The following is a 20,521-nucleotide window of genomic DNA, read 5'->3' on the forward strand; positions in this document are numbered from 1 at the left end:
TGGGACCGCGCGGTCACGGTCTGCAGCCCGTTGATCGCGCACCGTCATCCTCACGCGTCGCAGGGGTACGGGGCAACGAAAGCCGTGGCGATCACACGTTCTGGGGAACACCCGATCCCGCGTTCGTGTGTTCGCCGCCGGACCCTGGGGTGGCGGAGTCCGGGGCGGAGACGGCCGGTTTCGCGTCGGCGTCCCTGCGCACGAGGGCGGCGTACCGGCCGTCCATCGCCACGAGTTCGTCGTGGGTGCCGCGCTCGGCGATCCGGCCGTCGTCGAGGACGACGATCTGGTCCGCGTCGCGGACGGTGGAGAGGCGGTGGGCGATCGTGAGGGTGGTGCGTCCGGCGGAGAGCGCGTCGATGGCCTGCTGCACGGCGTGTTCGGTCCGGGTGTCCAGCGCGCTCGTCGCCTCGTCGAGGATGAGCACGGGCGGGTCGCGCAGGATGGTGCGGGCGATCGCCAGGCGCTGCTTCTCGCCGCCGGAGAACCGGTATCCGCGCTCGCCGACCAAGGTGTCGTAGCCGTCCGGCAGGGCGGCGATGTGGTCGTGGATCTGCGCGGCCCGGGCGGCCGCCTCGATCTCCTCGTCGGTGGCGTCCGGCTTGGCGAAGCGCAGGTTGTCGGCGACGGAGGCGTGGAAGAGGTAGGTCTCCTGGGAGACCACGCCCACGGCCCGGGCGAGGGTGTCGAAGGACAGGTCGCGCACGTCGACGCCGTCGATCAGGACCCGGCCCCCGGTCACGTCGTACAGCCGGGGGACGAGATAGCTGAGCGTGGACTTGCCGGAGCCGGTGGGGCCGACGACGGCGAGGCTGCCGCCGGCCGGGACGGTCACGTCGACGGCGGCGAGTGTGGGGCGGCCCGGCGCGTCACGGTCGTACCGGAACTCGACCTTCTCGAAGGTCACCTCGCCGGCGACCTTCTCCAGCCGCACGGGGTCAGGGGACTCCGTGATGTCGACCGGCAGGTCCAGGTATTCGAAGATCCGCTGGAAGAGGGCGAGGGAGGTCTGCATCTGCACGCCGGTGGAGAGCAGGCTCACGGTCGGCCGGAAGAGGCCCTGCTGGAGCGAGACGAAGGCGACCAGCGTACCCAGCGAGATGGCGGGGCCGCCGGACTGGAGGGCCAGGCCGGCGGACCAGTAGATCAGCGCCGGCATGGCGGCCATCACGATGCCGATGGTGGACATGCGCCAGCGTCCGGCCATGGAGGAGCGCACTTCGAGGCCGACGAGGCGCTCGGACTCCCGGGCGAAGGACGCGGTGAGCGAGTCGGCTCGGCCCATGGTCCGGCCGAGCAGGATCCCGCTGACGGAGAGCGACTCGGTGACGGTGGCCGCCATGGAGGCCATCTGCTTCTGTCGCTGGGTGGTGATCTTCTTGCGCTCCCGCCCGACGCGGCGGCTGATCCAGACGAAGACCGGCAGCAGGAGCAGCGAGACGACGGTCAGCCGCCAGTCGAGGGCGAGCATGGCGACGATGGTGGCGATGACCGCGGTGAGGTTGGAGACCAGGGAGGTGGCGGTCGAGGTGACCGTCGCCTGCATGCCGCCGATGTCGTTGGCGATGCGGGACTGGATCTCGCCGGTGCGGGTGCGCGTGAAGAAGGCGAGCGGCATCCGCTGCAGCCGGCCGAACACCGCCGTGCGCAGATCGTGCATGACGCGCTGGCCGACGGTGGTGGAGATCAGGGTCTGGAGCACGCCGAAGACGCTGTTCATCACGGCGGTGACGATCATGCCGAGGGCGAGCAGGCTGAGCAGTCCCGTGCGGCCCTGCGGGATGGCGGTGTCGAGGATCTCCCGGAGCATGAACGGCGAGGCCACCGACACCAGCGACGAGGCGCAGACGAGGAGGCCGACGACGGCGAGGCGGCCGCGGTAGGGCCGGAAGAGCCGCACGATGCGCCGCACCTGGGCGGGCTCCTTCGGCTTCGCGGGGTCGCGCGCGGGGGGTGTCCAGGAGGACGGTTCGTCGGGGTGCATGGGCTCCTACGAGGGGGTGACGGCACTGGCCTTCAGAGCGTAGCTCATTGTTACCTATACTCACAATGAACGGGGTCCTGATATCGTTCCCGCCATGAACACACCCGAGGCCACGAGCACGCCGGGCGTGCGCACGCCGGACGCCGACGGGCTCCTCGCCGAGCAGCTGCTGCGCCTCACCCGCCGTCTGCACCGCGTCCAGAAGCTCCACCTGGAGCCGGTCGGCATCACTCCCGCGCAGTCTCGCCTGCTGCGGACGGTCGCGCATTACGACCATCCGCCGCGGATGGCCGATCTCGCAGAGCGCCTGGAGGTCGTGCCCCGCGCCGTGACCAGTCTGGTCGACGGCCTGGAGGCGGCCGGCCGGGTCCGCCGCGTCGCCGATCCGACCAACCGCCGGGTGATCCGAATCGAACTCACGGACGCGGGACGCGCGACGCTGCGGGCGTTGCGCAGCGCGCGTCGGGCGGCCGCAGAGGACATCCTGGCTCCATTGACCGTCGATCAGCGCGAGGTGCTCGGAGGTCTGCTGTCCGCCCTGGTCGACCACGTGCCGGAGCGCCGCTGCTGACCGCGACCGGCCGCGGCCCGCGGCGGGGGCAGCACCGGGCGTCCCGCCGAGGGGAGCCGCGCCATGCCACTGCTGGAGCCGAAGCCGCAGGCCCTGCGTCCCGGACGGAAGCGCACTCCGGCCCCTGACCGGGTGCCCGATCTCCTGGCCCGCGGCACGCCCCGGCGGCTGCGGGAGGAGCTCGCCGCGCTCATCGGCCCCGAGAAGGTGCTCTCGACCGTCGCCGACCTGGTGCGGTACGCCTCCGACGCCAGTCCCTACCGCTTCGTGCCCCAGGTGGTGCTGGTCGCCGAGGACGTCGACGACATCTCGGCGATCCTGTCGTACGCCCACGGCCGGGGCCGTGAGGTGGTGTTCCGCGCGGCCGGGACCAGCCTCAACGGCCAGGCGCAGGGCGAGGACATCCTGGTCGACGTGCGCAGGCACTGGGCGGGCGTCGAGGTCCTAGACGGCGGCGCCCGCGCCCGGATCCGGCCCGGCACCACCGTGCTGCGGGCCAACGCCGCCCTCGCGCGGTACGGCCGGGTCCTCGGCCCCGACCCGGCCAGCGCCGTCGCCTGCACCATCGGCGGGGTCGTCGCCAACAACGCCTCGGGCATGACGGCCGGGACGACCCGCAACTCCTACCGCACCGTCTCCTCGCTCACCTGCGTCCTGCCGAGCGGCACCGTCGTGGACACCGCCGACCCGGCCGCCGACGAGGAACTCGCCCGCGCCGAACCACGCCTGTGCGAGGGCCTCCTGGCCGTCAAGGCCGAGATCGAGGCCGACCCGGAACTGACCGCGCGCATCCGGGCCAAGCACACCCTGAAGAACACCCACGGCTACCGCCTGGACGCCTTCCTCGACGGCGCGACCCCCGTGGAGATCCTGCGCGGCCTGATGGTCGGATCGCAGGGCACGCTCGGCTTCATCGCCGAGGTCGTCTTCGACACCCTGCCGCTGGACCGCGCGGTCTCCACCGCCCTGCTCTTCTTCCCCTCGCTGACGGCCGCGGCCGCCGCCGTGCCCCGCTTCGGGGACGCCGGGGCCGTCGCCGTGGAGCTGATGGACGGCAACACCCTGCGCGCCTCGGTGAACGTCGCCGGGGTCCCGGCCGACTGGGCGGGCCTGCCCCGGGAGACGGCCGCGCTGCTGGTCGAGTTCCGCGCACCGGACCCGGACGCGCTGGAGGCGCACGAGCAGGCGGCGGCCCGGCTCCTGGGGGAGCTGGAGCTGATCGCTCCGGTCGCCTCCGTGGCCGCGGCCGGCAACGCCTTCACCCGCGACCCGGAGACGATCGCCGGGTACTGGAAGGCGCGGAAGGCATTCGTGACCGCCGTGGGCGGATCACGCCCCTCCGGTACGACGCTGATCACCGAGGACTTCGCGGTGCCGCCGGACCGGCTCGCGGAGGCATGCGCCGAGCTGCTCGACCTTCAGGCGCGGCACGGCTTCGACGCCGCCGTGGCGGGGCACGCCCTCCACGGCAACCTGCACTTCCTGCTCGCCTTCGACGCGGCCGACCCCTCCGACGTCGAGCGGTACGCGGCGTTCATGGACGCGTTCTGCAAGCTGACCGTGGAGCGGTTCGACGGATCCCTCAAGGCCGAGCACGCCACCGGGCGCAACCTGGCGCCGTTCCTGGAGCTGGAGTGGGGGCCGAAGGCCACCGAGCTGATGTGGCGGACCAAGGAGCTCCTCGACCCGGACGGACTGCTCGCCCCCCGGGTCGTCCTCGACCGCGACCCCCAGGCCCACCTGCGCAGTCTGAAGACCCTCCCGAGGGTCGAGGCGATCGTGGACGCCTGCATCGAGTGCGGCTTCTGCGAACCGACCTGCCCCAGCATCGACCTGACGACCACTCCCCGCCAACGCATCGCGCTGCGACGGGAGATGATGCGGCAGAGCGACGGCTCCCCGGTCGAGACCGGGCTCCTCGACACGTACGGCTACGACGCCGTGGACACCTGCGCGGGCGATGCGACCTGCAAGCTGGCCTGCCCGGTGGGGATCGACACCGGGGCGCTGATGCGGGAGTTCCGGCACGCCCGGCACTCCCCCCGGGAGGAGCGGATCGCCGCGCTGGCCGCGCGGGGCTTCGCGGCCGTGGAGGCTTCGGCGCGGCTCGCGCTCGGCGCGGCCGCGCGGATCGACGACCGCTTCCTGGGCTCGCTCACCGGTCTCCTGCGCAGGGCGGTGCGGCCCGAGCTCGTACCGGAGTGGCTGCCCGAGATCCCCGGAGCGGCGGCCCGGCGTCTGCCCCGCACGGACCGGCTCACGGCGGTCGCCGTCTACTACCCGGCCTGTGTGAACCGGATCTTCGGCGACCCCGAGGACGGGACCCGGGACGGGCCGTCGCTCCCCGAGGCGGTGGTGGCGCTCTCGGCCCGCGCCGGGATGCCGGTGTGGATCCCGGACGACGTGGCCGGTACGTGCTGTGCCACGATCTGGCACTCCAAGGGGTACGCACGGGGCAACGCGCTCATGGCCGAGCGCATCGTGGAGGCCGCCTGGGGCTGGACGGCCGGCGGGCGGCTGCCGCTGATCGTCGACGCGTCCTCCTGCACGCTCGGCCTCGCCCACGACGTGGTGCCGCATCTCGCTCCCGACAAGCGGGAGTTGCACGCGGAACTGACCGTGCTCGACTCCCTGGAGTGGGCGGCGGACGAGCTGCTCCCCCGCCTGGAGGTACGGCGCCGGGTCGGCTCGGCGGTGGTTCATCCGACGTGCTCCATGCGGCATCTGGGCCACGAGGACCGGCTGACGGCCGTCGCCCGGGCCTGCGCGGACGACGTCGTCGTCCCGGACGACGCGGGCTGCTGTGCCTTCGCGGGCGACCGCGGCATGCTGCACCCGGAGCTGACGGCCTCCGCCACCGCGCGCGAGGCGGCGGAGGTGACGAGCCGCGCCTTCGACGCGCACCTGTCGGCGAACCGGATGTGCGAGATCGGCATGGAGCGGGCGACCGGGCGGAGTTACAGGTCGGCGTTGCTCGCCCTGGAACACGCCACCCGCCCCTGAACGCCCCACGAGAGCGGCCCGGAAGCCGGCGGGCGCCATGACGAGGTCCCCCACCGACGCGGTGGGGGACCTTCGCCGTCGCCGCCCGCAACCAAGCGGAGGCGAAGAGTCCAACCACCCGTCGCGAGAGTCCAAACCGTTCCCTTGCGCGCCTTCGGCCTCAACGGACAGGGTCCTGTGCGGGATTCATGAACCAGCCATGCACACAGCACCCGGAGGTTCGATGAACGACAACGCACCGCAGCCCCCGAGCCGCCGTTCCGTACTCCGGACCACGGCCGGCGCGGCGGGAGCCGGAATCGGCCTGGGCGCCCTCGGCGGGCCGGCCGCCCACGCCGCCACCCCCGCCGACGCCTCCGCCCCACCCCTCCCGGAGGAGGCGGGGACGCCGCCCCGCAAGGGCGCCACCATGGCCGGCGTTCCCTTCGAGCGCCGCTCCACCGTCCGGGTCGGCATCATCGGCCTCGGAAACCGGGGCGGAAGCATGATCGACCTGTTCCTCGCCCTTCCCGGGGTCCGCGTGATCGCCCTCTGCGACCCGGTGAAGGCCAAGACGGAGCAGGCCGCCGCCAAGGTCGTCGCCGCCGGCCAGCCCTCCCCCGCCGTGTACACCCACGGGGAGGACGACTACGAGCACCTCTGCGCCCGCTCCGACCTCGACTTCGTCTACGTGGCCACGCCCTGGGACCTCCACTTCCCGATGGCGCGGGCGGCGATGCTGCACGGCAAGCACGTGGGAGTCGAGTGTCCGGTGGCGATGCGCCTCGACGAGCTGTGGCAGCTGGTCGACCTGTCGGAGCGGACCCGCCGCCACTGCATGCAGCTGGAGAACTGCTGTTACGGCCGCAACGAGATGCGGGTGCTCCGCATGGCGCACGCGGGCAAGTTCGGCGACCTGCTGCACGCGGCGGGCGCGTACAACCACGATCTGCGGGAGCTGATGTTCTCGCCGACCTACTACGAGGGTCCGTGGCGCCGGCTGTGGCACACCCGTCTTCGCGGCGACCTCTATCCGAACCACGGCTTCGGCCCGGTCGCCGGCTATCTGGACGTCAACCGCGGCGACCGGGTGGTCAGCATCAGCAGCTTCGGCACTCCCGCGCTCGGTCTCGCCGAGTACCGGGCCGAGAGGGTGCCGCCGGGCGACCCGAGCTGGAAGGAGACGTACGTCGGGAGCGACCGGACGATCAGCGTGGTGCAGACGGCGAAGGGCCGGGTGATCCGGCTGGAGCACGACGTGTCGACCCCGCACCCGTACAGCCGTGTCAACAGCCTCGGCGGCACGCGCGGCGTCTTCGAGGACTATCCGGCACGGATCTATCTGGAGCCGGACCACAAGGGCCACCAGTGGGGCGACTTCGCGGCGTACGCCGCGGAGTTCGACCACTGGCTGTGGAAGGAGCACGCCAACCCGCCGGGCGGTCACGGCGGGATGGACTACCTCATGGTCTTCCGCCTGATGCAGTGCATGCGGCTGGGGCTGGTGCCGGACTTCGACGTGTACGACGCGGCGACCTGGACGGCTCCGGTGCCGCTCAGTGACGCGTCGATCAGGGCGAAGGGCGCACCCCAGGCGATTCCGGACTTCACCCGGGGCGAGTGGCGCAAGGCGAGGGAGGGCATGGACTCGGCCAGGCCTCAGTAGCGGACCCGGTGGCGCGCGCGGGGCCCGGCCGGATTCGGCCGGGCCCCGCCGTCCACGCGTCACCCGACCGGCCGTGGGCGGCGCTGAGGGGTGTCACGGGGGCGGGTGGCGTCCTTCCCTGCGGACGCGGTGGCGCCGTCGGGCGGCGGCCGGGGAGCGCGGGGGCCAGGACGACGGCGGACCGCCCATCGGGAGCGGCCCCGGGGCGAGGCGGGCAACGCGCCGACGGACGGCACCGGGCCGCCGGCAGGGCACGCGAGTCAAGCGCGGGGCGTGTGGGGCGTCCGGAGGGCATCGGCCCGATCATGGCGGGTTCCGTGCGCGTGCGGGAGAAAATCGATTGCCGCCCGGATGCCCCGGGCGCGAACCTTGCACGGCTCGAAACACCGGCCACCAGCCGCCGAGCCTCTCACGCGCCGCCCGGAAGCGGCTCACGAGCAGAACGAGTCATCGGGCCCACCAGCCCGCGGGAACCACCGGAAGACCCTGGAACGCCATGCAGATTCGCGAACTTCCCTATGCCGATCCAGGAGTCCCCGATGTCCGTTCGGGCACCCGGTTCCTGCTCTGGCTCGGCCGCAACCAGCTCGGCGGACAGGTCAGATGCCTGCTGTGGGGGATCCTGCTCCAGTTCGGCATCGCCGGTCTGCCGCTCGCGGTCGGACTCGCCGTCCAGGCCGTCGTCGACCGCGACGGCGGCCGGCTCGCGGTCGCGGGCGGTGTGCTCGCCGGGCTGGGCGCGGCGATCGCGGTCGGCGACACGATGCTGCACCGCACCGCCGTCACCAACTGGATCACCGCTGCCGCGCGCGTGCAGCAGCTCCTCTCCCGCAAGACCGCCGAGCTGGGATCGATCCTGACCCGCCGCGTCGCGGCGGGCGAGGTGGTCGCCGTCTCCACCGGCGACGTCGAGAAGATCGGCTGGTTCGTCGAGGCGCTCTCGCGCTTCGCGGCGGCGGCCGTCACCCTGATGGCCGTCTGCGTGGCCCTGGTCGTCTACCAGCCCGCCCTCGGCGTCCTGGTCGCGGTCGGTGTGCCGGTCCTCGCCGTCGCCGCCCTGCCGCTGCTGCCCCGCGCCACCCGCCGGGCCGACGAACAGCGCGAGAAGGCCGGCAAGGCCACCGAACTCGCCTCCGACACCGTGGCCGGTCTGCGCGTGCTGCGCGGCATCGGCGGCGAGGAGCTCTTCCTCGGCCGCTACCGCGCGGCCTCCCAGGAGGTGCGCCGGGCCGCCGTGCGCAGCGCCCGCATGTGGGCGCTGATCGCGGCGATCCAGGTCCTGCTGCCGGGAGTCCTGCTCATCGCCGTGGTGGTGTACGGGGCACGGCTCGCGCTCGACGGGCGGATCGCCGTCGGCGAGCTGGTCACGGTCTACGGCGCCGTGATGCTGACGCATCATCCGCTGCGCAACTTCGAGGAGATCGCGATGGCCTTCTCCTTCTCCCGGCCCTCCGCCAGACGGGCCGCGCGCGTGCTGTCGCTGTCGCGCACGTCGACGACGACGGACGAGGGCCGGGCCCGGACGGCGGGTCACGACGAGGGCGGGGCGTCCGGCGAGCTGTACGACCCGGTCACGGGTCTGCTCGCGCCCGCCGGCCTCTTCACCGCGGTCGTCTGTGGCGATCCGGACGCGGCCGGACGACTCGCGGACCGGCTCGGCGGGCATCCCGCCGACCCGGGCGAGGGCCACACCTCCGTCCTCCTCGGCGGCGTCCCGCTCGACGAGCTGACGCTCGACGCCGCCCGGTCCGCCGTCCTCGTACAGGACAAGGACCCGGTCCTGCTCTCCGGCACCCTGCACGAGCTGCTCGACGTCCCCTCGTCGGGCGCGGTCCGGCCGGCCGACGCCCTGTCCGCGGCGCAGTGCGGGGACGTCCTCGCCGCACTCGCGCAGGCATCGGTGGACAGCGACGGCGACCCGATGAGAACCCGGATCACCGAGCGCGGCCGGTCGCTCTCCGGAGGGCAGCGCCAGCGCCTGGCCCTGGCCCGCTCGCTGGTCACCGACCCGGAGGTGCTGGTCCTCGACGAGCCGACCTCGGCGGTCGACTCGCACACCGAGGCCCGTGTGGCGGCAGGCGTCAAACGCCTGCGGGAAGGCTCCACGACCGTGGTCCTGGCCTCGTCGCCGCTGCTGCTCGACCTGGCCGACCGGGTCGTCCTGCTCCACGAGGACCAGGTGGTGGCCGTGGGAGGCCACCGCGCACTGCTGCGCGACGAGCCGCTGTACCGGGCCGTCGTCACACGCGAGACGGACGAGGAGGTCGCCGCCACGCCCCGGGCCCGGGGCGAGCGGGAGGCCGGGTCCCTCGAAGGGCTCGAAGAACTCAGCGAGCTGGACGAGCTCGACGAGCTGGACGAGCTCGACGAGCTGGAAGGAGAGTCGGCATGATCGGCCTCGCGCCCCCGGCGTACGACCCGGCCGCCCCGCAGTCGGCCACGACCCTGCCCGTGGGCACCGCGGCCACCGTCCGCGGCTACGTCCGCGAGCTGCTGAGCCGCCACCGCCGGGCGTTCGCGCTCCTCATCGGGGTGAACGCGGTCGCCGTGATCGCCTCGATGGTCGGCCCCTACCTCCTCGGCTCGGTGGTCGAACGGCTCGCCGACGGCGCGCGCGAGCTGCGTCTCGGACCGACGGTCGCCCTGTTCGCGGCCGCGCTGGTCGTCCAGACGCTCTTCGTCCGGCTGGTGCGGCTGCGAGGGGCGACGCTCGGTGAGGAGATGCTCGCCGATCTGCGCGAGGACTTCCTCGTGCGGTCCGTGGGCCTGCCACCGGGCGTCCTGGAGCGGGCCGGCACCGGCGACCTGCTCTCCCGCATCACCACCGACATCGACCGGCTGGCCAACGCCATGCGCGAGGCCGTGCCGCAGCTCGCCGTCGGGGTGGTCTGGGCGGGGCTGCTGATCGGCGGTCTCGCCGTCACCGCCCCGCCACTGGCGCTCGCGATCCTGATCGCCGCGCCGCTGCTGATCGTGGGCTGCCGCTGGTACTTCCGGCGGGCACCGTCGGCCTACCGGTCGGAGGCCGCGGGGTACGCCGCCGTCGCGGGCGCGCTCGCCGAGACCGTCGACGCCGGCCGCACGGTCGAGGCCCACCGCCTCGGCGCCCGCCGGATCGCCCTCTCCGACCGGCGGATCACCGAATGGACGGCGTGGGAGCGGTACACCCTCTTCCTGCGCTCGGTCCTGTTCCCGGTCATCAACCTCACGCACACGATCGTGCTGGCCTCCGTGCTGCTGCTCGGCGGGACGTTCGTGCTGCGGGGCTGGATGGACGTCGGTCAGCTGACGACGGGCGCGCTGCTCGCCCAGATGCTGGTGGACCCCATCGGCATCATCCTGCGCTGGTACGACGAACTGCAAGTGGCCCAGGTGTCGTTGGCGCGGCTCGTCGGCGTCCGCGACATCGAGCCCGCCGCCGGGGACGAGGCGGTGCGGCCCGAGGGGCGTACCGTCCGGGCGGACGAGGTGCGCTTCGGCTACCGCGAGGGCGTGGACGTCCTGCACCAGGTGTCGATGGACGTCCCGCCGGGCACCCGGCTGGCGCTCGTCGGGCCGTCCGGGGCGGGCAAGTCGACGCTCGGCCGGCTGCTCGCGGGCATCTACGCCCCGCGTTCCGGCACGGTCACCCTCGGCTCGGCGGAGCTGGCGAGGATGCCCGCCGAGCGGGTCCGCGAGCACGTGGCCCTGGTCAACCAGGAGCACCACGTCTTCGTGGGCTCCTTGCGCGACAACCTGCGGCTGGCCAGGGCCGGGGCCGAGGACGCCGAGCTGTGGGCGGCGCTCGGGGCCGTCGACGCGGACGGCTGGGCGCGGGGGCTCGACGAAGGGCTGGACACCGAGGTCGGCTCGGGCGGGCTCGCGCTCACCCCGGCCCAGGCCCAGCAGATCGCCTTGGCCCGGCTGGTGCTGGCGGACCCGCACACGCTGGTCCTGGACGAGGCGACCTCGCTCCTCGACCCGCGGGCGGCCCGCCATCTGGAGCGCTCGCTGGCTCGGGTCCTCGAGGGGCGCACGGTCGTCGCGATCGCCCACCGGCTGCACACCGCGCACGACGCGGACGTCATCGCGGTGGTCGAGGAGGGCCGCATCAGCGAACTGGGAAGCCATGCGGAACTGGTGGCGGCGGACGGGGCGTACGCGGCGCTGTGGAGGTCCTGGCACGGCTGACGCCGACAGCCCCGGGGGCGACCGGTCGTTCCGCACCGGCTCGCGACCGGCACCGGCTCGCCGAGGAGTGCCCACCGCACCGCGTCCGCCCGCCCCACCGGCCCCGTGGGACGACTCGCCGCACCGGCCCCGTCGCCTCCGTGACGGGGCCGGTGCCGCGTCCTCGGCCGCCACGTCACCGCCGTGTACCCACTCATCCGGGCGGCGACGCCATCCGCGCCCGGCCGGTCGCCGGCTACGGCAGGTACGCCTGCTTCGAGGCGCAGGTCCAGATCACCGGGCGGAGGCGGCCGGAGGCGTCCGCCGCCTGACCGCCGACGCGGTCGTCGTCGGTGACCGCGTAGGCGGCGGAGGCGCCGCCCGTGGCCAGGCGCGGCAGGACGAGCGCGGGACCGTGACCGGGGTGGTACTGGGCCTGCTCCGGCGGGGCGGTGTCCGGCGGCCAGGGACCGGTGATCGGCGAGTCGCCGACGACACCCACGGAGACCCCGCTGGTCGCGCTGATGTCCTCCAGGGTCGCGGAGGTCCGGCCTCCGGCCGGGGCGATTCTCTCCGGCTCCTCGGTGTACGGCGGAGACCAGCGCAGGCCGGACGACTCCATGGCCCTGCTGTAGCCGAACGTGCCGGCCATCCGGCCCCGGTCGTCGATGTCACGCGGTGCGTAGGAGGAGTAGGTGTCGCCGGGGTGGACCGGGGGCAGCTCGCGCGCCGGGGCGGAGGCGGCGGCGGACCACAGCAGGGCGACGTGGTAGCCGGCGTGATCCTCGCCCTCGCCGTAACCGCTGCCGACGATCCGGCCCGCGTTGTTGATCCCGGTGACCTCCATGACCCGGACGTGTGCGGGCACGGCCAGCTCGCGGCGGACGGTACGGCCGGACCACTCGACGCCCGTGGCCCAGCCGTCGGCGCGGTGACGGTAGCCGACGATCCGGCCGTGGTCGTCGACGTCCTTGGCGTATCCGCCGCCCGGCAGGACCGTGACGGCACGGGCCCCCAGGCGGTAGCTGAAGGGAGCGGGCCCGCGGCCGGGGCCCGTGAGGGTGCCGACCATGAGGCCGTGACGGTTGACCGCCTCCGCGGTGCCGCCGGTGTAGCCGGCCGGCAGCGGCACGGCGCGGACGCCGGTCCCCCGCCAGTACGCCGGTCTCCCGTCGGACCTGCCGACGGCCGTCCTCCCCCTGCCGAGGTCGGTGACCGTCCCCCCGCCCCCGGGCAACGCCGTGCTGAGCACCGTGATCGTCGGGGCGCAGGGCCGGGGACCGGCGGCCTGTGCGGAAGGGTGTCCCGGTGCGGCGAGGGCCAGGGCGAGGCCGGCCAGGGCCGTCACCGTCGCCGTCCTCCGTCGAGCCCCGCGTACGCGTCGTACGTGCTGTCTCTCCATGCGGACCCCCCAGTCCAACAGCGCGGTGCCGGCGAACACCTGACGGCTCGTCGGCGCACCACATCATGGACGGCCGCGGCGCGGCGCGCCAGACGGCGCACGGCTGGGCGGAGAGAGGGACGGACCCCACGGTACCCACGGCACCCGCGGGCCCCAGGAGGCCGCTGAGCGGTCCCCAGGGCGTGTTTCGAAAGGAGCGCCGTCCGCCCGACGGGCGGGCCCCGCGGCGTCGGGTGCGTGCGATCGCACGGCGGAGGGTATCCCTTGTGCTGGACGTGCTCGGACGATCCCGACAACGCGGCGAGCGTGCGTGCCAGGCGTCGCGGGGCAGGCGGGACCTTCGCAACACGCCCTAGATGAAGCCGAGCGCCGCCGCCCCCCCGAGCCCGCCGAGGAGCATGAACGCGGGCATGAGCACCTTCAGCTCCACCCAGCTGCCGGCGCGGAAGCGCAGGAACTTCGGCGGGCCGACCGGGTACCACCGCTTGCGCCCCACCGGGACGGGCCACAGGATCGGGCAGCCGGAGACCGTCAGCGCGTCGCCGACGTCGTGGACCAGGGCCCCGAGGACGATCGGCAGGCCCAGCCACATGTACTCCTGGCCGGGGCCGGTGAACAGCCAGTCGGAGCCGTTGCCCGGCTGGTCCAGGACGCCCGCCAGGATCCAGGCGCTGGTGGCGCCCAGCAGCCAGACGAGGACGTCGCTGGACATGCGGGCGGCACGCCACAGCAGTCCCTCGACGGCGAGGACGAGGTGGACGAAGAGGAGGGCGAGGACGGCCCAGCGCCCGCCGCTGATCGCCAGGGCCGAGGCGCCCACGCCGGTGAGGACCGCCCAGAGCCAGGTGTGGGTGAGGGTGCGGTGCCCGCCCGACCTGCGGGGGTCCGCGGCGGAGCGGGTGGCCTTGTAGACGGCGTACGAGAGCTTGTCGACGATCTCGCACACGCCCCGGGAGATCGGTCCGAAGGCCCGCGAGATGGTCGCGGACTTGTGGTCGAGGTCCGGCGCGAGGGCCGCGCCTGCGCAGATGAGCGCTCCGACGACGAGGACGGGCCAGGGCATCGGGTGGTCCGCGGCGGCCGCCGCGGCTCCGACGCCCAGCCAGGCCGCCGCTCCGGACAGCGAGTGCGCCGGTCCCATCATGCTTGTTCCCGCCCCGTTCCTCCGGCGCCGGCGCCGAGTTGACGGCCGGTCGACGGGCCAGCGTATCGTCCGTGATCTTGCCCTCGGCGGCCGGTTCCCTCATCCGGGCGGATCCCAGGCAAGATGGGGGCGTGACCCTTATCGATCAGCTGCCGCCGAACGCCGACCCCGACGCCCTCTTCGAGGCTTTCTCCTCATGGGCGGAGGACCGGGGCATCACGCTCTACCCGGCCCAGGAGGAGGCGCTGATCGAGGTGGTCTCCGGCGCCAACGTGATCCTGTCCACGCCCACCGGATCCGGAAAGTCGCTGGTCGCGGCGGGTGCGCACTTCACGGCACTGGCCAACGACCAGGTGACCTTCTACACCGCGCCGATCAAGGCGCTGGTGTCGGAGAAGTTCTTCGACCTGTGCAAGCTCTTCGGCACCGAGAACGTGGGCATGCTGACCGGCGACGCGTCGGTGAACGCCGACGCGCCCGTCATCTGCTGCACGGCCGAGGTGCTGGCGTCCATCGCGCTGAGGGACGGCAAGTACGCCGACATCGGCCAGGTGGTCATGGACGAGTTCCACTTCTACGCGGAGCCGGACCGCGGCTGGGCCTGGCAGATCCCGCTCCTGGAACTCCCCCAGGCACAGTTCGTCCTCATGTCGGCCACGCTCGGTGACATGTCGATGTTCGAGAAGGACCTGACCCGGCGCACGGGCCGCCCGACCTCCGTGGTCCGCTCGGCGACCCGGCCGGTGCCGCTCTCGTACGAGTACCGGCTCACGCCCATCACGGACACCCTGACCGAGCTGCTCGAGACCAAGCAGGCGCCGGTCTACATCGTGCACTTCACCCAGGCGCAGGCCGTGGAGCGGGCGCAGTCGCTGATGAGCATCAACATGTGCACGCGCGAGGAGAAGGACAGGATCGCCGAGCTGATCGGCAACTTCCGCTTCACCACCAAGTTCGGCCAGAACCTCTCCCGGTACGTCCGCCACGGCATCGGCGTCCACCACGCGGGCATGCTGCCCAAGTACCGCCGCCTCGTCGAGAAGCTGGCCCAGGCGGGTCTGCTCAAGGTCATCTGCGGCACGGACACGCTCGGTGTCGGGGTCAACGTGCCCATCCGCACGGTGCTGTTCACGGCGCTGACGAAGTACGACGGCAACCGGGTGCGGACGCTGCGGGCCCGGGAGTTCCACCAGATCGCGGGACGGGCCGGCCGCGCGGGCTTCGACACCGCCGGATTCGTGGTGGCCCAGGCGCCCGAGCACGTGATCGAGAACGAGAAGGCGCTCGCCAAGGCGGGCGACGACCCGAAGAAGCGCCGCAAGGTGGTCCGCAAGAAGGCCCCGGAGGGCTTCGTCGCGTGGAGCGACACCACGTTCGAGAAGCTGATCGCCGCCGAGCCGGAGCCGCTGACCTCCCGCTTCAAGGTCACCAACATCATGCTGCTCTCGGTGATCGCCCGTCCGGGCGACGCCTTCGAGGCGATGCGCAAGCTCCTGGAGGACAACCACGAGCCGCGCAAGGCGCAGCTGCGGCACATCCGGCGCGCCATCGCCATCTACCGCTCCCTGCTCGACGGTGGTGTGGTGGAGCGGCTGGACACGCCGGACGCCGAGGGACGCACGATCCGGCTCACGGTCGACCTGCAGCAGGACTTCGCGCTCAACCAGCCGCTGTCGACGTTCGCGCTCGCCGCGTTCGACCTGCTCGACCGGGAGTCGCCGTCCTACGCCCTGGACATGGTGTCGGTGGTCGAGTCGACGCTCGACGACCCGCGCCAGATCCTCGCCGCCATGCAGAACAAGGCCCGCGGCGAGGCGGTCGGGCAGATGAAGGCGGACGGCGTCGAGTACGAGGAGCGGATGGAGCGGCTCCAGGACATCTCGTACCCGAAGCCGCTGGGCGAGCTGCTCTGGCACGCCTACGACGTCTACCGCAAGTCCCACCCGTGGGTCGGCGACCACCCGGTCTCGCCGAAGTCCGTCATCCGCGACATGTACGAACGGGCGCTGACCTTCACGGAGTTCACCTCCTGGTACGAGCTGGCGCGGACCGAGGGCATCGTGCTGCGCTATCTCGCGAGCGCGTACAAGGCGCTGGACCACACCATCCCGGACGACCTGAAGACCGAGGACCTCACCGATCTGATCGAGTGGCTGGGCGAGATGGTGCGCCAGGTCGACTCCTCGCTGCTGGACGAGTGGGAGCAGCTGGCCAACCCGGAGGTCGAGACGGCCGAGGAGGCCCAGGAGAAGGCCGACCAGGTCAAGCCGGTCACGGCGAACGCCCGCGCCTTCCGGGTCCTGGTGCGCAACGCGATGTTCCGCCGGGTGGAGCTGGCGGCGCTCGACAACGTGTCCGCGCTGGGCGAGATGGACGGGGAGGCCGGCTGGGACGCGGACGCGTGGGGCGAGGCCATGGACGCGTACTGGGACGAGTACGACGATCTGGGCACGGGTCCGGACGCCCGCGGTCCGAAGCTGCTGTCGATCGAGGAGGACACGGCGCACGGTCTGTGGCGCGTCCGTCAGACCTTCGCCGACCCGAACGGCGACCATGACTGGGGCATCAGCGCGGAGGTGGATCTCGCTGCCTCCGACGAGGAGGGCCGCGCGATCGTCCGCGTGACGTCCGTCGGACAGCTGTAGAGGAGCGCAGTCGTGACCAATCCCGCCGAGAGCCTCGTCGATCTTCTCGACCTGGAGCGGATCGAGGTCGACATCTTCCGTGGCCGCAGCCCGCAGGAGTCGTTGCAGCGGGTCTTCGGCGGTCAGGTCGCCGGTCAGGCGCTGGTCGCGGCCGGCCGCACCACGGAGGGCGACCGTCCGGTCCATTCGCTGCACGCGTACTTCCTGCGCCCGGGGCGCCCCGGGGTCCCGATCGTCTACCAGGTGGAGCGGGTGCGGGACGGCCGGTCGTTCACCACGCGCCGGGTGACGGCGATCCAGCAGGGCCGCACGATCTTCAACCTGACGGCCTCCTTCCACCTGCCGGAGGAGGCCGGGTTCGAGCACCAGCTGCCGCCTCGGCACATGACGGACCCGGACACCCTGCCGAAGCTGGCGGACGAGATCCGCGACCACCTGGGCGCGCTGCCGGAGGCGCTGGAGCGGATGGCGCGGCGCCAGCCGTTCGACATCCGCTACGTGGACCGGTTGCGCTGGACGAAGGAAGAGGTCGAGGGCGCGGACCCGCGCAGCGCGGTGTGGATGCGCGCGGTGGGCCCGCTGGGCGACGACCCCCTGGTGCACACGTGCGCGCTGACCTACGCCTCGGACATGACGCTTCTGGACGCGGTGCGCATCCCGGTGGAGCCGCTGTGGGGTCCGCGCGGCTTCGACATGGCGTCGCTGGACCACGCGATGTGGTTCCACCGCCCCTTCCGGGCGGACGAGTGGTTCCTCTACGACCAGGAGTCCCCGATCGCCACGGGGGGCCGCGGCCTGGCGCGCGGCCGGATCTACGACCGCGAGGGCCGGCTTCTCGTCTCGGTGGTGCAGGAGGGCCTGTTCCGGAAGCTCTAGGGCATGTCGGCGGGTCTGGGTACGGTGGAGGCCTTGCCGTTTCGATGAGGAGACCTTGATGAGCCTGTACGACATTCCGCTGCGCACCCTGACCGGCGAGCCGATCTCGCTGGCGGACTACCGCGACCAGGCGGTTCTCGTGGTGAACGTGGCCTCCAAGTGCGGTCTGACGCCGCAGTACGCCGGTCTGGAGCGGCTGCAGAAGGAGTACGGGGAGCGCGGCTTCACGGTGCTCGGCGTGCCGTGCAACCAGTTCGCGGGCCAGGAGCCGGGGACCGCGGACGAGATCCAGACCTTCTGCTCGGCGACGTACGGCGTGACGTTCCCGCTGCTGGAGAAGACGGACGTGAACGGCGAGGGCCGCCACCCCCTCTACACCGAGCTGACGCGGGTCGCGGACGCCGAGGGTCAGGCCGGGGACGTCCAGTGGAACTTCGAGAAGTTCCTGATCGGCCGCGACGGCGAGGTGACCCGGTTCCGGCCGCGCACCGAGCCCGACGCGCCCGAGGTCCTCGCGGCGATCGAGGCGCACGTCTCCGCCTGAGCCGGGGAGGAGCCGACCGTCCCGATGACGTCGATCATGTAATGTGAGCGGCTCAAGCAGCGGACGGACGAGGAGGTGGGACCCATTCACGCCACGCAGGCAGGGTGCTCCCCCTCGATGACCGGACGGTCGGCCCGACACGGGTGACCACGGGAGCGCCCCACGGCTTCCCGGAAGGTTTCATGTCGCTCGATACCTCGTTCTCCCTTCGTTCCACCACCGTCTTTCGTCTCCGCGCCGCGGGCTGCGTGTTCGCCGAGGACGAGGCGGAGCTTCTCCTCTCCGCGGCGCGTGACGCCGACGAACTCGACGCGATGGTCGGCCGGCGCGCCGCCGGTCTGCCCCTCGAGCACGTCGTGGGCTGGGCGGAGTTCTCCGGCCTCCGGATCGCCGTCGACCCCGGGGTGTTCGTGCCCCGGCGGCGTACGGAGTTCCTGGTCGAGCAGGCCGTGGGGCTGGCCGCGCCCGGCTCCGTGTGCGTCGATCTGTGCTGCGGTTCCGGCGCGGCGGGGGCGGTGCTGCTCTCCGCCGTGGAGGACGTGGAGGTGTACGCCTCCGACATCGATCCGGCGGCCGTGCGCTGCGCGCGGAACAACCTCGAACCCCTCGGCGGCCGCGTCCACGAGGGCGATCTCTTCGCCGCGTTGCCGGGCGCGCTGCGCGGCCGGGTCGAGGTCCTGGTCGCCAACGTGCCGTACGTCCCGACCGAGGAGGTCGGCCTGCTGCCGCCCGAGGCGCGTGACCACGAGCCGCTGGTGGCGCTCGACGGCGGCGCGGACGGACTGGAGGTGCTGCGCCGAGTGGCGGCGGAGGCCGCCGACTGGCTGGCGCCGGGCGGGACGCTGCTGGTCGAGACGAGCGAGCGCCAGGCCGCCCGGGCCGTCGACGCGGTCGCGGGGCACGGCCTGACGCCGCGGGTGGTCTCGTGCGAGGAGCGCTACGCGACCGTCCTGGTCTCGACGCGTCTCTAGGGCGCGTTTCGAAAGTCCCGCCTGCCCCGCGACGCCTGGCACGCACGCTCGCCTAGGTCGTGTCCGTGGAGTCCCGCCTGGGCGGGACTCCACGGACACGGTCCAGTGGCCGTCGATCGTGCCGCGAGCGGCGGCCCCCGGGCGTGGTCAGTCCTTGCGCGCGCGCAGGCGGACGCGTGCCGGGCCGGTCGACCGGAGGGTGATCGCGGAGGTGACCGGCACCGCCGTGTCGACGGCTTCGAGGCCGTAGTCCTGGAGGATCATGGCGAGGGCGATCACCGACTCCAGCATGGAGAAGTGCTGGCCGATGCAGGCGCGCGGGCCGCCGCCGAAGGGGAACCAGGCGTAGCGCGGCCGGGCCGCCTCGGCCTCGGGCGTGAAGCGGTCGGGGTCGAAGCGTTCCGGGTCCTCCCAGTAGGCGGGGTGCCGGTGGGTGACCCAGGCGGAGACGATCACGTCGGCGCCGGCCGGGATGGTGTGGTCGCCGATCCGGGTGTCGACGACGGCACGGCGGCCGACGGCGGGGGCGGCCGGGAAGAGCCGCATGGCCTCCTTGAGCACCCGGGTGAGATGCGGCAGGGCGTCGAGGTCGGCCGCGCCGGGCGTGCGGCCGGCCAGGACGCGGTCGATCTCCTCGTGGGCCCGCTTCTGCTCCTCGGGGTGGAGGGCGAGGAGGTGCAGCGCGAAGCCGAGGGAGGTGGCCGTCGTCTCGTGTCCGGCCAGCAGGAAGACCAGGACCTGCTCGCGCAGTTCGGCGGCGTCGAAGCTGCCGTCCTCGGCGCTCTCGGCCTCGGCGAGCAGGGTCAGCAGGTCCTGGCCGCCCTCGGCCGTGCCGGCCGCCCGGCGCTCGGCGATGATCCGGTCGCAGACCGCGTACAGCTCCTCGTGGGCGGCGGCGGCACGGCGGTTGCCGGGGGTGGGCCAGTCGCGCGGGAGGTTCACGGGCGAGAAGCCGCGGCGGAAGACGTAGTCGTTCATCACGGGGAAGGCCCGCTCGACGATCTCCACGGCGGCGTCGACGTCGGTGCCGAAGAGGATGCGGGAGACGGCGCGCAGGGCGAGCCGGGTCATCTCGTCGAGGACGTCGACGGTGGCGTCCGGGGCCGTCGCCCAGGTGTCGGTGACGGCCCTGACCTCGGCGGCGACCGCCTCGGCGTAGCCGTCGACGCGGCGACGGGTGAAGAGCGGCTGGACGAGCCGGCGCTGACGGAGGTAGTCCTCGTCCTGGCTGGTCAGCAGCCCGTTGCCGAAGGACTCGCGGAGCTCCTGGTAGAAGTGGTTGTCCTTGCGGAAGTTGGCGGAGTCGGTGGCCAGGACCTGCTGGACGCCTTCGGCCGAGAAGACGCCGTAGACGCTGGCGCGCATGCCGGGCGGGCCCGCGGTGATGCGGACGACGTCCCCGTGTTCGCTCCGGGCGCGCAGGAAGGTGCCGAGCGAGTCGTTCTTGAGGTCGAACATCGACCCGAGCAGCGGAAGCCCCGCGGGTCCGGGAATATCGGTGGTGGTCGCCATGTGTACGTTGCCCCCTGGATGGTCACCGGCCTGGTGGTTCTCCCGCCCAACGTAGCCTGCCGGGCGTGGGCCCGA

13 protein-coding genes are annotated in these 20,521 nt (G+C 72.9%); 9 read left to right on the forward strand and 4 right to left on the reverse strand.

What is annotated here, in order from left to right; translation table 11 throughout:
• Positions 1–91 precede the first annotated feature (91 nt).
• Positions 92–1,984, reverse strand: a complete 1,893-nt coding sequence (locus AB0K65_RS08330; RefSeq protein WP_365714959.1) for an ABC transporter ATP-binding protein — start codon at positions 1,982–1,984, stop codon at positions 92–94.
• Between the two features lie 94 nt (positions 1,985–2,078).
• On the opposite strand from AB0K65_RS08330, the gene AB0K65_RS08335 reads away from it, so the two are divergent.
• The 5 genes from AB0K65_RS08335 to AB0K65_RS08355 all read left to right on the forward strand — a co-directional run bounded on the left by AB0K65_RS08335 (position 2,079) and on the right by AB0K65_RS08355 (position 11,373).
• Positions 2,079–2,555, forward strand: a complete 477-nt coding sequence (locus tag AB0K65_RS08335; RefSeq protein ID WP_365714960.1) for a MarR family transcriptional regulator — start codon at positions 2,079–2,081, stop codon at positions 2,553–2,555.
• Positions 2,556–2,618: 63 nt separating this feature from the next.
• Positions 2,619–5,558: an FAD-binding and (Fe-S)-binding domain-containing protein gene (locus AB0K65_RS08340; protein ID WP_365714961.1), complete on the forward strand. Its 2,940-nt coding sequence runs from the start codon at positions 2,619–2,621 to the stop codon at positions 5,556–5,558.
• Between the two features lie 223 nt (positions 5,559–5,781).
• A complete protein-coding gene (locus tag AB0K65_RS08345) occupies positions 5,782–7,203 on the forward strand; it encodes a Gfo/Idh/MocA family oxidoreductase (RefSeq protein WP_365714962.1) in 1,422 nt (473 codons plus the stop codon).
• Between the two features lie 496 nt (positions 7,204–7,699).
• Positions 7,700–9,595: an ABC transporter ATP-binding protein gene (locus AB0K65_RS08350; protein WP_365714963.1), complete on the forward strand. Its 1,896-nt coding sequence runs from the start codon at positions 7,700–7,702 to the stop codon at positions 9,593–9,595.
• Positions 9,592–11,373: an ABC transporter ATP-binding protein gene (locus AB0K65_RS08355; protein WP_365714964.1), complete on the forward strand. Its 1,782-nt coding sequence runs from the start codon at positions 9,592–9,594 to the stop codon at positions 11,371–11,373. The genes AB0K65_RS08350 and AB0K65_RS08355 overlap by 4 nt, the downstream gene beginning before the upstream one ends.
• A gap of 235 nt (positions 11,374–11,608) precedes the next feature.
• On the opposite strand, the gene AB0K65_RS08360 is transcribed toward AB0K65_RS08355, so the two are convergent.
• Both AB0K65_RS08360 and AB0K65_RS08365 read right to left on the reverse strand, forming a co-directional pair.
• Positions 11,609–12,700 (reverse strand): hypothetical protein, encoded by a 1,092-nt coding sequence (locus tag AB0K65_RS08360; RefSeq protein WP_365714965.1) that lies wholly within the window; start codon positions 12,698–12,700, stop codon positions 11,609–11,611.
• Positions 12,701–13,106: 406 nt separating this feature from the next.
• Positions 13,107–13,898, reverse strand: coding sequence for a metal-dependent hydrolase (locus tag AB0K65_RS08365; RefSeq protein WP_365714966.1), 792 nt, complete (start codon positions 13,896–13,898; stop codon positions 13,107–13,109).
• Between the two features lie 131 nt (positions 13,899–14,029).
• Here AB0K65_RS08365 and AB0K65_RS08370 point away from each other — a divergent pair, with 131 nt between their 5' ends.
• The 4 genes from AB0K65_RS08370 (at position 14,030) to AB0K65_RS08385 (ending at position 18,934) form a co-directional block, all read left to right on the forward strand.
• Positions 14,030–16,543: a DUF3516 domain-containing protein gene (locus AB0K65_RS08370; RefSeq protein ID WP_365714967.1), complete on the forward strand. Its 2,514-nt coding sequence runs from the start codon at positions 14,030–14,032 to the stop codon at positions 16,541–16,543.
• 12 nt (positions 16,544–16,555) lie between these two features.
• Complete coding sequence (locus AB0K65_RS08375; RefSeq protein ID WP_365714968.1) at positions 16,556–17,419, forward strand: acyl-CoA thioesterase II; 864 nt, start codon at positions 16,556–16,558, stop codon at positions 17,417–17,419.
• A 58-nt stretch (positions 17,420–17,477) separates the two neighbouring features.
• A complete protein-coding gene (locus AB0K65_RS08380) occupies positions 17,478–17,963 on the forward strand; it encodes a glutathione peroxidase (RefSeq protein ID WP_365714969.1) in 486 nt (161 codons plus the stop codon).
• A gap of 182 nt (positions 17,964–18,145) precedes the next feature.
• A complete protein-coding gene (locus tag AB0K65_RS08385; protein ID WP_365714970.1) occupies positions 18,146–18,934 on the forward strand; it encodes a putative protein N(5)-glutamine methyltransferase in 789 nt (262 codons plus the stop codon).
• Positions 18,935–19,081: 147 nt separating this feature from the next.
• Here AB0K65_RS08385 and AB0K65_RS08390 read toward each other — a convergent pair whose 3' ends face one another.
• Positions 19,082–20,446, reverse strand: a complete 1,365-nt coding sequence (locus AB0K65_RS08390; RefSeq protein WP_365714971.1) for a cytochrome P450 — start codon at positions 20,444–20,446, stop codon at positions 19,082–19,084.
• Positions 20,447–20,521 lie beyond the last annotated feature (75 nt).

It is taken from the genome of Streptomyces sp. NPDC053755 (genome assembly GCF_040677675.1).
Classification (GTDB): Bacteria; Actinomycetota; Actinomycetes; order Streptomycetales; family Streptomycetaceae; genus Streptomyces.

Excerpts from the sequence above, each read along its gene's own strand:
- AB0K65_RS08335 (WP_365714960.1), top strand. The coding sequence starts at position 2,079 with ATGAACACACCCGAGGCCACGAGCACGCCGGGCGTGCGCACGCCGGAC.
- AB0K65_RS08340 (WP_365714961.1), top strand. The coding sequence starts at position 2,619 with ATGCCACTGCTGGAGCCGAAGCCGCAGGCCCTGCGTCCCGGACGGAAG.
- AB0K65_RS08390 (WP_365714971.1), bottom strand. The coding sequence starts at position 20,446 with ATGGCGACCACCACCGATATTCCCGGACCCGCGGGGCTTCCGCTGCTC.
- AB0K65_RS08345 (WP_365714962.1), top strand. The coding sequence starts at position 5,782 with ATGAACGACAACGCACCGCAGCCCCCGAGCCGCCGTTCCGTACTCCGG.
- AB0K65_RS08350 (WP_365714963.1), top strand. The coding sequence starts at position 7,700 with ATGCAGATTCGCGAACTTCCCTATGCCGATCCAGGAGTCCCCGATGTC.
- AB0K65_RS08385 (WP_365714970.1), top strand. The coding sequence starts at position 18,146 with ATGTCGCTCGATACCTCGTTCTCCCTTCGTTCCACCACCGTCTTTCGT.
- AB0K65_RS08330 (WP_365714959.1), bottom strand. The coding sequence starts at position 1,984 with ATGCACCCCGACGAACCGTCCTCCTGGACACCCCCCGCGCGCGACCCC.
- AB0K65_RS08355 (WP_365714964.1), top strand. The coding sequence starts at position 9,592 with ATGATCGGCCTCGCGCCCCCGGCGTACGACCCGGCCGCCCCGCAGTCG.
- AB0K65_RS08380 (WP_365714969.1), top strand. The coding sequence starts at position 17,478 with ATGAGCCTGTACGACATTCCGCTGCGCACCCTGACCGGCGAGCCGATC.
- AB0K65_RS08365 (WP_365714966.1), bottom strand. The coding sequence starts at position 13,898 with ATGATGGGACCGGCGCACTCGCTGTCCGGAGCGGCGGCCTGGCTGGGC.